Raw genomic sequence first — 13,770 nt, forward strand, 5'->3', positions numbered from 1 at the left:
CCTGTACGGCAGTGAACGCGGTGAATCTGCCGGAATCGCTCATTGACCATTTCTAAGCTGCCTGTACGGCAGTGAACACTGACCACCTGATACCGTTTGACCATTAGCATTTCTAAGCTGCCTGTACGGCAGTGAACGTGATGGTGCCTCGGGAAATGACGGATGAAATTTTCTAAGCTGCCTGTACGGCAGTGAACCATGAACCCTGACTATCAGATGGTTTTTGAATTTTCTAAGCTGCCTGTACGGCAGTGAACATGCGTAAGCTTAAAGGGCTGGGGCTATTTTCTTTCTAAGCTGCCTGTACGGCAGTGAACCCGCAATCTAGTTTGCGGTGTTGCCGCAATCTTTTCTAAGCTGCCTGTACGGCAGTGAACGATGGTTTTATTGCAGCTATGCTTCATTTCCTTTTCTAAGCTGCCTGTACGGCAGTGAACGCGTAATTAGCGGTTTTGACCTGTCAGAATCTTTTCTAAGCTGCCTGTACGGCAGTGAACGCGTTGTGCCACTCCGAAAAATTGAGCGTCAATTTCTAAGCTGCCTGTACGGCAGTGAACGTCGATTCGCGGCGCTGTTTTACCTTCAGGAATTTCTAAGCTGCCTGTACGGCAGTGAACACGATTAAAAGCGACTTTGACGCGGGCTTGCCGTTTCTAAGCTGCCTGTACGGCAGTGAACCTGTTCGCTCATTTGGTTTTCACTTTGCTGATTTTCTAAGCTGCCTGTACGGCAGTGAACATATGCCCCAGCAGAGGCAGCGGCCACCGCATTTTCTAAGCTGCCTGTACGGCAGTGAACTTTTTGATGGCGTCCAGCAGATCCGGGTACGTTTTCTAAGCTGCCTGTACGACAGTGAACCGGATGCTCAATAATGCTCACGTAGTCTTTTATTTCTAAGCTGCCTGTACGGCAGTGAACTACAGTATTCAGTCCGTGGAACTTCTGGCTATTTTCTAAGCTGCCTGTGCGGCAGTGAACCGCCAGGCTATCGATTCAGTACGCAGATACCTTTTCTAAGCTGCCTGTGCGGCAGTGAACAAGTGGTTTAACCGGATTACCAACGGTATATTTTTCTAAGCTGCCTGTGCGGCAGTGAACAGACGGAAGGCGAATGGTGGACTGCGTTCCGTTTTCTAAGCTGCCTGTGCGGCAGTGAACCAGGTCAATGGAATTATCAGGCGTTTGGGAAATTTCTAAGCTGCCTGTGCGGCAGTGAACTAAAGTGGTTCAATTCATGGCGCTGTGTCTGTTTTCTAAGCTGCCTGTGCGGCAGTGAACACTCGACATGAAAACGCGCTTTTAACGAGTTATTTCTAAGCTGCCTGTGCGGCAGTGAACGAGGGGCTGCTGGAGCGCCACCCTCACCGCCATTTCTAAGCTGCCTGTGCGGCAGTGAACCTCAGATTCTGGGCGATATACTTTTACGATGCTTTCTAAGCTGCCTGTGCGGCAGTGAACTAAAAAAACATTGAACTGGCGCTCCAGGCGCAGTTTCTAAGCTGCCTGTGCGGCAGTGAACCACGCTATCGCTGATGGTGGTCTTATCTTCATTTTCTAAGCTGCCTGTGCGGCAGTGAACGGTGAATGACACCTCTGTGCCGGTCGGGATGTTTTCTAAGCTGCCTGTGCGGCAGTGAACACGTTGAAGATGAGATTGTCGAGAGCTTTCTGTTTCTAAGCTGCCTGTGCGGCAGTGAACTAACATGGTTATTTTCACCATCCTGAAGACGATTTCTAAGCTGCCTGTGCGGCAGTGAACTTCAATTGGTGGGAACCCGCTCCATTCAATAATTTCTAAGCTGCCTGTGCGGCAGTGAACTGATAGGTGTCTTTCACGGCAACATAGTTAACTTTCTAAGCTGCCTGTGCGGCAGTGAACCATTATCTTTTCCTGATTAATGGAAGACAGAATTTCTAAGCTGCCTGTGCGGCAGTGAAGGGCGGCAACGGCGGGAATAATCATCATCTGAATTTCTAAGCTGCCTGTGCGGCAGTGAACCTAACTCGCAGTGGCTCGAGCTGCGTCCTGCTTTTCTAAGCTGCCTGTGCGGCAGTGAACTGTTACGAACCAGCTTTTTAGGCTTCATGTTATTTCTAAGCTGCCTGTGCGGCAGTGAACTTTACCATCAACGACATGGGTATTGTTGACATTTTCTAAGCTGCCTGTGCGGCAGTGAACCTTACTCGAACCAGCAAATATGAGCCGCTGCTTTTCTAAGCTGCCTGTACGGCAGTGAACCATCACCTCTGCTTTGGTTTTGGCAGTACACATTTCTAAGCTGCCTGTACGGCAGTGAACTGCAGCCCGTTAAAGCCGCCGTTGATTCTCTTTTTCTAAGCTGCCTGTACGGCAGTGAACTGTCTGCAAATTGAGTGAGTCACCGGGGAACATTTCTAAGCTGCCTGTACGGCAGTGAACTGGCCGGTCGTATTGACATGATTTTGTAAGGATTTCTAAGCTGCCTGTACGGCAGTGAACGATGGCGAGCGTCAGAAGGTCGTGGACCTGACTTTCTAAGCTGCCTGTACGGCAGTGAACAAATGCTATGGGTAGCTATCGCTGGGCTTTGTTTTCTAAGCTGCCTGTACGGCAGTGAACACCGTCGTTAACGCGCTCGAAAAACAAATGAATTTCTAAGCTGCCTGTACGGCAGTGAACGGGCAAAGCGCAGACGACGCGATGAACATCCTTTTCTAAGCTGCCTGTACGGCAGTGAACATTTGGGCTGACTTCCCTAACTGGGAAATGAGTTTCTAAGCTGCCTGTGCGGCAGTGAACAATTTGGTGTTCGGGGATGGTATTACGGCGCATTTCTAAGCTGCCTGTGCGGCAGTGAACGACGGCATACTCCCAGGCAAGCCACGGCAGCATTTCTAAGCTGCCTGTGCGGCAGTGAACTTTCCTGCTGGCGGCGTTCCACCACTCTCACGTTTCTAAGCTGCCAGTGCGGCAGTGAACCGGCGGCCGCCTGATTCTCAACCTGCCATCCGTTTCTAAGCTGCCTGTGCGGCAGTGAACTCTAACCCGCTATCAAAATATGGGCCCAAGATTTTCTAAGCTGCCTGTGCGGCAGTGAACACTGGATGGTCGATCGCGAGGCACGATACGTTTTTCTAAGCTGCCTGTGCGGCAGTGAACATCCATATAGTGCGCCGTCGGGGATCTCAATATTTCTAAGCTGCCTGTGCGGCAGTGAACTTGTTCTGCCTGTGATGTGCTGAGCACCTCCGTTTCTAAGCTGCCTGTGCGGCAGTGAACTTGGGTTTGTCTGCTCTCCATTAACTTATCTTTTTCTAAGCTGCCTGTGCGGCAGTGAACGAATTTCCGAAGAGGTTGAGCGTCTGGCGAAATTTCTAAGCTGCCTGTGCGGCAGTGAACTAGTTGCGGTAATAGTCCAGGATGCAGAGCGCTTTCTAAGCTGCCTGTGCGGCAGTGAACGACTACCGTTATGGCTGGTTACTGCGTTCGCTTTTCTAAGCTGCCTGTGCGGCAGTGAACGAATGGATACCCGACGCGCCGGAGAACGAGGATTTCTAAGCTGCCTGTGCGGCAGTGAACTGGCTTGGTCTCCTTAAAAGGGTGCCCCCGGAGTTTCTAAGCTGCCTGTGCGGCAGTGAACTGATAACGCCCCGCGATCTCTATCTGAATATTTTTCTAAGCTGCCTGTGCGGCAGTGAACAGCGGCGATCATGAACTCCGCAGCGTTCGCCTGTTTCTAAGCTGCCTGTGCGGCAGTGAACACCGGCTTTAATGGCGCGAACATTTCACCAACTTTCTAAGCTGCCTGTGCGGCAGTGAACGAAGTCATCATGTCGGAAACCTTTAGCGTTAATTTCTAAGCTGCCTGTGCGGCAGTGAACTCAGAAAAATAAAGGGCTGGCGCAAACTCTCGTTTCTAAGCTGCCTGTGCGGCAGTGAACAGAGAGTTCCCATCCCTCAATGGACAATTTCATTTCTAAGCTGCCTGTGCGGCAGTGAACATACTTGCCGCCATGTCTGCGGGTATCCTTTCTTTTCTAAGCTGCCTGTGCGGCAGTGAACAAGAGCTTTTCACAGCTAACCCTCTGTTGCAATACGTAAAATCATCTCTTTCCCACTTCACACCCTTTTTTTAGGCACAACGGCGCAGAATAGAAAAATCAATAAGTTACGAGCAGGGCTAAAAAAAGGGGCCGGGAACCTTCAGACTTTGTCATCGGCGAATTTTCAGCAGCGACTCGCAAATCGTCCGGAAAAACTCATCGATAATCGATTAATCATCTGTGGGTGAGGACGAATATCTCAGCGCATCCACCAGCAGAGAGAAGGCTGTTGTGTGCTGCTTGCGGCTGGGGTAATAAAGGTAATAGCCGGGAAACGGTTTGCACCAGGCCTCAAGCACCCGCACCAGCCGCCCTTCGGCAATCTTGTCGGTCACCGTATCGCTCGGGACAAAAGCCAGCCCCAGGCCGAGCAACGCGGCATCAATGCGCTGGCGAAGGCTATTGAATGTTAATTGCCCTTCGACACGAATTTTTAGCTCGCGCCCGTCTTTTTCGAACTCCCAGGCATAAAGTCCACCGAAAGTGGGAAGACGCATATTGATGCAGTTGTGCTGCTGGAGATCCTGCGGCGTGGCCGGATAACCGTGCTTGTCAAAATAAGCGGGCGAAGCAATCACCGACATGCTGAGCTCCGGGCCAATGCGTACGGCTACCATATCTTTTGCCACCTGCTCGCCGAGACGAATACCCGCGTCGAACCGCCCGCTGACGATGTCGGTCAGCGCGTTGTCCACGCTAATTTCTACGTTGATGTCCGGGTAGTCGACCAGAAAGGTTTGCAGCACCGGCCATAGCACCGACTGTACGCTGTGCTCCGCCGCGTTAAGGCGAATATTCCCGGCCGGGCGCTCGCGCATTTCACTCAGAACGGCAAGTTCGTTCTCCAGGTCAGCAAAACGAGGCGCCAGGCTGGCAAGCAGCTTCTCACCGGCTTCAGTGGGCGCAACGCTTCTCGTCGTGCGGGTTAGCAAGCGAAGCTGGAGGCGCTCTTCAAGCCCGCGAATCGCGTGGCTTAGGGCTGACTGGGAAACGCCAAGTTTTGCCGCCGCCCGGGTAAAACTGCGTTCACGCGCCACTGCCATAAATGACATTAGATCGTGAAAGTTCTCTTTTAGCATGGGCGAAAGCGCCTCAATCAGTGACAGAATCCCTCCAGTATAGCGAGATTCATGAGCTGGATTCATAAGCTCTTGTACATTTCACCGGCTAGTCCCCTGCGTCAATCACGACTACTGTATTTCTACGATCAATGAATGCGCTATCTGGAGTACGACATGAAAATTACCCGCAGCGGATCTCAACCTTCTCAGCGAGGCCCGGAGAGCTATTTTACCGGCACCGTGCGCATTGATGCGCCATTTAGCGGCACGGAAAACGCACGTGTAGGTGGGGCTACCGTCACCTTTGAACCCGGTGCACGCACGGCCTGGCATACGCACCCACTTGGCCAAACGCTGATTGTTACTCAAGGGCGCGGCTGGCTGCAGGAATGGGGCGGAGAGATTCAGGATCTGAACCAGGGCGATATCGCCTGGATCCCCGAAGGGGTGAAACACTGGCACGGGGCGTCGCCAGAAACGGCAATGACGCATATCGCAATTGCCGAGTCATTGAACGGCAGCCCGGTTGAATGGCTGGAAAAAGTCAGCGACGAGCAATACAAAAAATAGCGATGGAGGTTACATGACACAAGGCATTGAAAATAAAGTTGTGGTGATCACCGGCGCCAGCAGTGGCCTGGGTGAGGCCCTGGCGCGTCGTCTGGTTAAAGACGGCGCTAAGCTAGTGCTGGGCGCTCGCCGTCTCGATCGGCTAAAAAAACTGGCGCAGGATCTTAACCTGAGCCCGGAAGCAGCGGTGCAGACCGACGTCACTCAGCCGGAGCAGGTGCAGACGCTGGTCGATAAGGCCCTGGCGCTGTACGGGCGAGTGGATGTAATGGTCAATAATGCAGGCCTGATGCCGCATTCGCTGCTCGAACGCAGAAAGTTTGATGACTGGAATGCGATGATCGACGTCAACCTTAAGGGCGTACTGTACGGTATTGCCGCTGCCCTGCCTTATATGCAGCAGCAAAAAAGCGGCCACATCATCAATACCTCTTCCGTCGCGGGCCACAAAGTTCGCGCGGGCAGCGCAGTTTACGCGGCCACCAAAACGGCGGTGCGGGTGATATCTGAAGGACTGCGTCAGGAGGTAAAACCTTACAACATCCGCACGACAATTATTTCGCCGGGGGCGGTTGAGAGCGAGCTGGTGACCAGCATTACCGAAGCAGACGTGGCGGCCAATATCCAGCAGTTCTACGACGACGTTGCAATCTCCGCCGAGTCGTTTGCCAGCGTGGTCGCCTTTGCCATCGGCCAGCCGGAGGATGTGGACATCAACGAAATCCTGTTCCGCCCTACCCGTCAGGAGCTTTAACATTTCGCCCTCTCTTCCGCCCGGATGAGAGGCCTTTTGGTCCTACCAATTTCACTAAAAACGTGCCCTTTTCTACAAAATGCCGATAAAGGCTCGCCAGAACGTTGCCATTCGTTAACACAAGATTAACCATTAGCCATCATTTGCTCTACAAAGCAAAATTGGTCCTACCAATCTAATAAAAAACGATAAACGCCTCACCCTGGAGAACACCTGCATGCAAGTCTGGCCCCAACTCTACGACCCGCTCGGGAATATCTGGCTGTCGAGCCTGATTGCCGCGATCCCGATCCTGTTCTTCTTCTTCGCGCTGATTAAGCTGCGCATGAAGGGCTACAAAGCCGCGACGCTGACGGTATTTCTTGCCCTGTTGGTCGCGCTGTTTCTGTACCGCATGCCGGTGGACAGAGCGCTTGCCTCAGTAGTTTATGGCTTCTTCTATGGCCTGTGGCCCATCGCCTGGATAATCGTCGCCGCGGTGTTTGTCTACAAGATCTCGGTAAAGACCGGTCAGTTCGACATTATTCGCTCCTCTATCCTGTCGATTACGCCGGATCAGCGTCTGCAAATGCTGATTGTCGGCTTCTCCTTTGGGGCATTTCTCGAAGGTGCCGCAGGGTTTGGCGCGCCGGTCGCCATTACCGCCGCCCTGCTGGTCGGCCTGGGCTTTAAGCCGCTTTATGCCGCCGGTTTGTGTCTGATAGTGAACACCGCGCCGGTCGCCTTCGGCGCAATGGGGATCCCGATTATCGTTGCCGGGCAGGTCACCGGCCTGGACAGCTTCGAGATAGGCCAGATGGTAGGCCGCCAGTTGCCGTTCCTGACGATTATCGTGTTGTTCTGGATCATGGCGATTATGGACGGCTGGCGCGGTATCAAAGAGACCTGGCCGGCGGTGATCGTGGCGGGTGGCTCGTTTGCTATCGCGCAGTATCTCAGCTCCAACTTTATCGGCCCTGAGCTGCCGGACATTATCTCGTCGCTGGTATCGCTGGTGTGCCTGACGGCATTTCTGCGGGTCTGGAAACCGGTGCGTATTTTCCGCTTTGATAGCGAGGGTGCGGCTGAAACCGTGCAAGGGCAGTCCTCGCAGAAATACACCTCCGGGCAGATCCTTAAGGCCTGGATGCCGTTCCTGTTCTTAACGGCCACGGTCACGCTGTGGAGCATCCCGCCGTTTAAAGCGCTGTTCGCCAAAGGCGGCGTGATGGCCGACTGGGTCTATAATTTCTCGGTTCCGTTTCTCGACAATCTGGTGGCCAAAATGCCGCCGGTGGTTGCCGCGAGCGTGCCTTATGCAGCAGTCTTTAAGTTTGACTGGCTGTCGGCCACCGGCACCGCCATCCTGGTCGCGGCGCTGATCTCTGTTGTCTACCTGCGCATGAAGCCAAAAGCGGCGCTGGCGACCTTTGGAGAAACGCTGAAGGAGCTGGCGCTGCCGATTTACTCCATCGGCATGGTGCTGGCGTTTGCTTTTATCTCCAACTATTCCGGGCTGTCGGCCACGCTTGCCCTGGCGCTGGCGCACACCGGCCATGCCTTTACCTTCTTCTCGCCGTTCCTTGGCTGGCTGGGCGTGTTCCTGACCGGGTCGGACACCTCTTCTAACGCGCTGTTTGCCGCCCTACAGGCAACCACCGCGCAGCAGATTGGCGTGTCGGACCTGCTTCTGGTGGCGGCCAACACCACCGGCGGCGTCACCGGCAAGATGATTTCGCCGCAGTCGATAGCCATTGCCTGTGCGGCGGTGGGGCTGGTGGGGAAAGAGTCAGACCTGTTCCGCTTCACCGTGAAGCACAGCCTGATTTTCACCTGCATGGTGGGCGTGATTACCACGCTGCAGGCCTATGTTTTAACCTGGATGATCCCATGACCGAAGCTGTTCCGCGCCTTGCCGACCAGATAGTTGAGCGTGTTAAGGCGCTGATTAATGAACGTAACCTGGAGGCGGGCATGCGGTTGCCCGCCGAGCGCCAGCTGGCCGCCGGGCTGGGCTGTTCGCGCTCGATTTTACGCGAGGCAATTCAGAAGCTGATTGGCGAAGGCGTGCTGGCCAGCCGTCGCGGCGGCGGCACTTATCTGCGCTACCAGACCGAGCAGTGGTCGGAACAGCGCATCGTGCAGCCGCTGAAGACGCTGGTTGAGGGTGACCCCAGTTACCAGTTGGATATCCTCGAAGCGAGACATTCCATTGAAGGCAGCACGGCCTGGTACGCGGCGATGCGAGCGACGCAGGCCGACAAAGAAAAGCTGATCGCCTGTTTTGATGCCACGCTCAAGTTTAAAGAGAGCGACGATCCGGATCTCGCCGCGCAGGCCGACGTTCGTTTTCACCTGGCAATAGCCGAAGCCTCCCACAATATCGTGCTGCTCCAGACCATGCGCGGGTTCTTCGACCTGCTGCAATCTTCGGTGCTCCATAGCCGCCAGCGTATGTACACCGTTCCGGCCATTTTTGCCGGGCTAACCGAGCAGCATGACGAACTGTTGCAGGCGATTCTGGCCGGAGACGCCGAGCGGGCAAGACGAGCCGCCCAGTCGCACCTCGGCTACGTGCACGCCACCATCAAGACCCTGCAGGAAGACGAAGCCCGTCAGGCACGCGTTACCCGCCTCCCGGACGAAGCAAGTGATGAAATAAGGGAAAAGAAACGATGATTATTTCCGCAGCAACCGACTACCGTGCCGCCGCCGAGCGCATTCTGCCGCCATTTTTATTCCACTACATCGACGGTGGGGCCTATGCCGAGCATACCCTGAAGCGCAACGTGGAGGATTTGGCACAGGTGGCGCTCAAGCAGCGCGTACTGAAAAACATGTCGGCGCTGAGCCTGGAAACCAGGCTGTTCAACGAAACGCTGTCAATGCCGGTGGCCCTCGGCCCCGTGGGGCTTTGCGGCATGTATGCGCGCCGGGGAGAAGTTCAGGCCGCAAAAGCCGCCGCGGCGAAAGGCATTCCTTTTACCCTGTCGACGGTGTCCGTTTGCCCCATTGAAGAAGTCGCCCCCGCCATCAGCCGCCCGATGTGGTTCCAGCTCTATGTGCTGAAAGACCGCGGCTTTATGCGCAATGCGCTGGAGCGGGCGAAAGCCGCCGGATGCTCTACGCTGGTGTTTACCGTCGATATGCCAACGCCGGGCGCTCGTTACCGTGACGCCCACTCCGGCATGAGCGGCCCTAACGCGGCAATGCGTCGTTATCTTCAGGCCGTAACGCACCCGCAGTGGGCATGGGATGTCGGCTTAAACGGCCGTCCTCATGATTTGGGCAATATCTCCGCCTATCTCGGTAAACCGACCGGGCTGGAAGATTATATCGGCTGGCTGGCGAACAACTTTGATCCGTCAATATCCTGGAAAGATCTGGAGTGGATCCGCGAGTTCTGGGATGGCCCGATGGTGATTAAAGGGATCCTCGACCCAGAAGACGCCCGCGATGCGGTTCGCTTTGGCGCCGACGGTATTGTGGTGTCTAACCACGGCGGCCGCCAGCTGGACGGCGTGCTCTCTTCCGCTCGCGCCCTGCCCGCCATTGCCGATGCGGTAAAAGGCGATATTACAATTCTGGCTGATAGCGGCATCCGCAACGGCCTGGACGTGGTGCGTATGATTGCGCTGGGCGCCGACACGGTGCTGCTGGGACGCGCCTTCCTGTATGCGCTGGCCACCCACGGCGAGGCTGGCGTCAGCAACCTGCTAAACCTGATTGAGAAAGAGATGCGAGTCGCGATGACGCTGACCGGCGCGAAGTCTATCGCCGGGATTACGCCTGAGCTGCTGGTTCGCCAGGGCTTCTGATCTGCGGCTAGCCTGCAATCTCTGAGAAGTGGATCCCCACCGCATGTAGTACCTTTTTGGTGGTTTTGATGGTGGGGTTTCCACGCTCAGACAGTGTGCGATAAAGCGTTTCTCGGTTTAGATTTGCCGCTCTGGCAATCTCCGTAAACCCGCCTCTGGCCTCCACCAGGCGGCGCATGGCAATAAGAAACATGGCTTCGCCATCTTCACCGTCCAGCCCAATAAAGGCTTCTTTAAGATAGTCCACGGCGAAGGCGTGATCTTCGCGAAGCATATCAATAACCGTTTGATCAAATTCGCTAAATTTCATTTTTTCTCCCTTTATGCTCAAGCCACCATTTTGTAGCGCGTTCGATATCCGCCTGTTGGTCACGTTTATCTCCCCCCGCCAGCAGGAGCCAGACTGCTTTACCGTCCTGGGCGTAATACACCCTGTAACCAGGCCCTTCATCGATGCGCATTTCCCATACGCCTTGCCCGCAGGGTTTACTATCGCCGGGGTTCCCAAAAGAAAGTCGGTCGATCCTCATGACTATTTTGGTTTTTGCTCTCGCATTCTTTAACGCCCGCAGCCAATCCTTGAAAGGCCTTTTTCCTTCTTTCGTTTCGAAGAACGTAATCATGTTCATCCTTGACTCCTTGAGTGTAGCTTTAAAGCAACAAACAAGCACGAACAAAATTTAGTCGCGCTTATTTTTCTCAGGGCAGGCTAACGGATTTTTACTTGAGGCTGATTGAAATCGTTCTTTGGCATGCCGGGATTGCGGCGCAGCTTCCGGGGTTTATGCATGCGGGCACGGGGCTTTCAAAAATATGCCTGAAAGCCCCTGTTTCACTTACTGCACAAATGAGGTCAGGCGATTGAAAATTCCCGGGTCATCGGCGTGGCGGATAATCTGCACGACATCCTCCAGCTTATCGACCTGGCTGACCATCTGCTCCAGCCGCTGGTCGTCCCCCACCTGCAGCCATATGCGGCTCTGATCCCCTTCCTGCAACGGCAGGCAGAGAATGCCTTCCACGTTGAACGCCCGGCGGGCAAACAGGCCGCAGATATGTGACATCACGCCCGGGTGGTTGCGCACCGTAAGCTCCAGAATGACGGTTGATTGTTTTGTGATTGATTGTTTTGTGAAGGATGGTTGCATGGCTTACTCTCCAATCATCTGAGTGTTGGCGGCACCCGGCGGCACCATCGGGTAGACTTTTTCATCGGCGTCGATGCGAACGTGAATCAGGCAAGGCCCTGGACGAGAAATCGCCTCCTGCAGCGCGGCGTGCGGATCCTCCGCCTGGTTCAGGTCACAGGTCGCCAGGCCAAAACCGCGCGCGATGGTAATGAAATCCGTCTTGCCCGGATAAGTCGCGGCAAAGATATTCTGCTGGTAGAACAGCGTCTGCTGCTGGTGCACCAGCCCTAATGCCTGGTTGTTCATCAGGATGATTTTCACATCCAGATTGTTTTCAGCGGCGGTGGCCATTTCCTGGATATTCATCATCAGGCTGCCGTCGCCGGAGAAGCACAGCACCTTGCGGCCAGGCTCAGCCAGCGCCGCGCCAACCGCTGCCGGTAAACCAAAGCCCATGGTGCCCAGCCCGCCCGACGTCAGCCACTGGCGAGGACGATTGAGCGGATAAGCCTGAGCCACCCACATCTGATGCTGGCCTACGTCGGTGGTGACGATAGCTTCATCATCCACGCACGCCGCTGCGGCTTTGATAAGCCCGTAAGGCATCAGCGGGTTGTCCGCGCCCGGCGTGGCAAACGGGAACTCGCGCTGCAAATCGCTCACCGCTTGCAGCCACTCGCTGCGCCGGGAGGCTTTGGTTTGCGGAATAAGCTGGCTCAGGACTTCACGCACGTCGCCGCGAATAGCCACATTCGCCTGCTTAATTTTGCCCAGCTCGGCGCGATCGATATCGACGTGGATAATTTTTGCATTCGGGCAAAACTCTTCGGTTTTACCAATCGCGCGGTCGTCAAAACGTGCGCCAAGCACGATCAGCAGGTCCGCTTCGTGGAGGATAAAGTTGGTGCTGCGCGCCCCGTGCATCCCCAGCATTCCCAGGGAAAGTGGATGCTTCGCGGGGATGGTGCCCAGCGCCATCAGCGTCATGGTTGTCGGCAGCCCGGCACGCTCAGCCAGCTCACGCGCCTGCTCCGCCGCGCCTGCGCTGATGATACCGCCGCCCAGGTAAAGCACCGGACGTTTGGCTTCGTTGATCATCGCCGCCGCACGGGCGATGTCCTGATGGTCAAAGGCCGGTGCGGCCGAAGGCGCTGCAACCGCTGGCAGTTCGGCAATGTCGATTTCAGCGGTCTGAATGTCTTTTGGAATATCGATCCATACCGGACCAGGACGACCAGACTGCGCAATGCGGAAGGCGTCGGTAATCACCTGCGGCAGCTCGCTGATGCTGCGCACCAGGTAGTTATGTTTAGTGATAGGAATGGAGATGCCGTAGGTATCAACTTCCTGGAAAGCATCGGCGCCAATCATCGAGGTTGGTACCTGGCCGGTGATACAAACCAGCGGGATGGAGTCGAGACGCGCGTCGGCGATGGCGGTAACCAGGTTAGTGGCGCCTGGCCCGCTACAGGCAATGCAGACCGCCGGTTTGCCGCTGGTACGCGCCATGCCCTGCGCCATAAATCCCGCGCCCTGCTCGTGGCGAGCCAGTACGTGGCGAATGCGGGTGCTTTGGCTCAGGGCATTGTAGAGCGGCAGAACGGTGCCGCCTGGAATGCCGCTAACCGTGGTAATCCCGTGATGCTCCAGCATTTTTACAATCAGCTGAGCGCCGGTGATGCGTTGTGAGGGTGTGTCCGAAATTGCCATGCTCCAGTCCTTCTAATAAGCCGGTTCGCTTCTGGGCAGGCACTTAAAACAAGAAACCCCGCCCGGTTTGCGCCGGCGGGGTTTGGAATCGATGCGTTGATTCAGTCCCTACGGCGCATTGCCGACGACCACCACCACACGCACGACGACCACCGCGGCTGGTAGCGCGGTAAGTAGTAGGGTCGAAGTTGGCAGGGAATGGGTCATGGGTTTCCTGAATCTGTGTTAAAAGTCGTCATTGATAAAATCACACTCGCCGGTTTCGCACAACAGGATTTTTGCTGGCCGCTAAAAAACGAGCGAAATGTCACATTTTTGTTAAATGCTAAGTTCTAGCAGCAGCGTCCGCCGCCTTTACCGCCGTAGCGCGCATCCTGACGTTCGCGGAAAAACTCTTCATAGGTCATGGGAGTTTGCTCCGGATGGGTCTGGCGTATGTGCTGCACGTAGTTGTCGTAATCGGGTACGCCAATCATCAGTTTTGCGGCCTGGCCGAGGTATTTCCCGGCTTTGGCGAGATTATCGAACATAGTGTCTCCAGTAGGTGGCCCCTCACCCCGGCCCTCTCCCCAAAGGGGAGAGGGGGAATAAAGAAACTCAGCCTATCCCCTCTCCCAAAGGGGGGGGGAATAAAGATGCCTGATCTATCCCCTCTCCCTTCCAGG

At 55.3% G+C, this 13,770-nt stretch carries 12 protein-coding genes and 1 CRISPR repeat array; of the genes, 5 read left to right on the forward strand and 7 right to left on the reverse strand.

Annotated elements, in window-relative coordinates:
- Window positions 1–49: 49 nt before the first annotated feature.
- Window positions 50–4,042: direct repeats of the CRISPR family, unit length 28 nt; unit sequence TTTCTAAGCTGCCTGTGCGGCAGTGAAC.
- A gap of 211 nt (window positions 4,043–4,253) precedes the next feature.
- Window positions 4,254–5,162 carry a LysR family transcriptional regulator gene (locus HX778_RS23920; RefSeq protein WP_176983266.1) on the reverse strand — a complete coding sequence of 303 codons (909 nt, stop codon included), beginning with the start codon at window positions 5,160–5,162 and terminating at the stop codon, window positions 4,254–4,256.
- 156 nt (window positions 5,163–5,318) lie between these two features.
- On the opposite strand from HX778_RS23920, the gene HX778_RS23925 reads away from it, so the two are divergent.
- The 5 genes from HX778_RS23925 (at window position 5,319) to lldD (ending at window position 10,265) form a co-directional block, all read left to right on the forward strand.
- Window positions 5,319–5,714, forward strand: a complete 396-nt coding sequence (locus HX778_RS23925) for a cupin domain-containing protein (RefSeq protein WP_061275464.1) — start codon at window positions 5,319–5,321, stop codon at window positions 5,712–5,714.
- A gap of 13 nt (window positions 5,715–5,727) precedes the next feature.
- Window positions 5,728–6,468, forward strand: a complete 741-nt coding sequence (locus HX778_RS23930; RefSeq protein ID WP_176983267.1) for an SDR family oxidoreductase — start codon at window positions 5,728–5,730, stop codon at window positions 6,466–6,468.
- Window positions 6,469–6,685: 217 nt separating this feature from the next.
- Window positions 6,686–8,341 (forward strand): L-lactate permease, encoded by a 1,656-nt coding sequence (lldP, locus tag HX778_RS23935; RefSeq protein ID WP_176983268.1) that lies wholly within the window; start codon window positions 6,686–6,688, stop codon window positions 8,339–8,341.
- The gene (gene lldR, locus HX778_RS23940) at window positions 8,338–9,126 is read left to right on the forward strand and encodes a transcriptional regulator LldR (RefSeq protein ID WP_038474993.1); all 789 of its coding nucleotides are present in this window, start codon (window positions 8,338–8,340) and stop codon (window positions 9,124–9,126) included. The genes lldP and lldR overlap by 4 nt, the downstream gene beginning before the upstream one ends.
- Window positions 9,123–10,265, forward strand: coding sequence for an FMN-dependent L-lactate dehydrogenase LldD (gene lldD, locus HX778_RS23945; RefSeq protein WP_176983269.1), 1,143 nt, complete (start codon window positions 9,123–9,125; stop codon window positions 10,263–10,265). The genes lldR and lldD overlap by 4 nt, the downstream gene beginning before the upstream one ends.
- A 7-nt stretch (window positions 10,266–10,272) precedes the next feature.
- Here lldD and HX778_RS23950 read toward each other — a convergent pair whose 3' ends face one another.
- From HX778_RS23950 to HX778_RS23975, 6 genes are all read right to left on the reverse strand, one after another.
- On the reverse strand, window positions 10,273–10,575 hold the full coding sequence (locus HX778_RS23950; protein ID WP_038474998.1) for an addiction module antidote protein: 303 nt from the start codon (window positions 10,573–10,575) through the stop codon (window positions 10,273–10,275).
- On the reverse strand, window positions 10,565–10,894 hold the full coding sequence (locus HX778_RS23955; protein WP_038475000.1) for a type II toxin-antitoxin system RelE/ParE family toxin: 330 nt from the start codon (window positions 10,892–10,894) through the stop codon (window positions 10,565–10,567). Before HX778_RS23955 ends, HX778_RS23950 begins: the two co-directional genes overlap by 11 nt.
- Window positions 10,895–11,101: 207 nt before the next feature.
- Window positions 11,102–11,413, reverse strand: a complete 312-nt coding sequence (ilvN, locus tag HX778_RS23960) for an acetolactate synthase small subunit (RefSeq protein ID WP_176983270.1) — start codon at window positions 11,411–11,413, stop codon at window positions 11,102–11,104.
- A gap of 3 nt (window positions 11,414–11,416) precedes the next feature.
- Window positions 11,417–13,105 carry an acetolactate synthase large subunit gene (ilvB, locus tag HX778_RS23965; protein WP_176983271.1) on the reverse strand — a complete coding sequence of 563 codons (1,689 nt, stop codon included), beginning with the start codon at window positions 13,103–13,105 and terminating at the stop codon, window positions 11,417–11,419.
- Between the two features lie 108 nt (window positions 13,106–13,213).
- Window positions 13,214–13,312, reverse strand: coding sequence for an ilvB operon leader peptide IvbL (gene ivbL, locus HX778_RS23970; protein WP_071842939.1), 99 nt, complete (start codon window positions 13,310–13,312; stop codon window positions 13,214–13,216).
- A 125-nt stretch (window positions 13,313–13,437) separates the two neighbouring features.
- Entirely contained in the window at window positions 13,438–13,635 is a 198-nt protein-coding gene (locus tag HX778_RS23975) for a YbdD/YjiX family protein (protein WP_038475004.1), read from the reverse strand.
- Between the last annotated feature and the right edge of the window lie 135 nt (window positions 13,636–13,770).

Origin of the sequence: Cedecea sp. P7760 (assembly GCF_013386425.1) — a bacterium.
In the GTDB taxonomy this organism is placed as follows: domain Bacteria; phylum Pseudomonadota; class Gammaproteobacteria; order Enterobacterales; family Enterobacteriaceae; genus Cedecea; species Cedecea selenatireducens.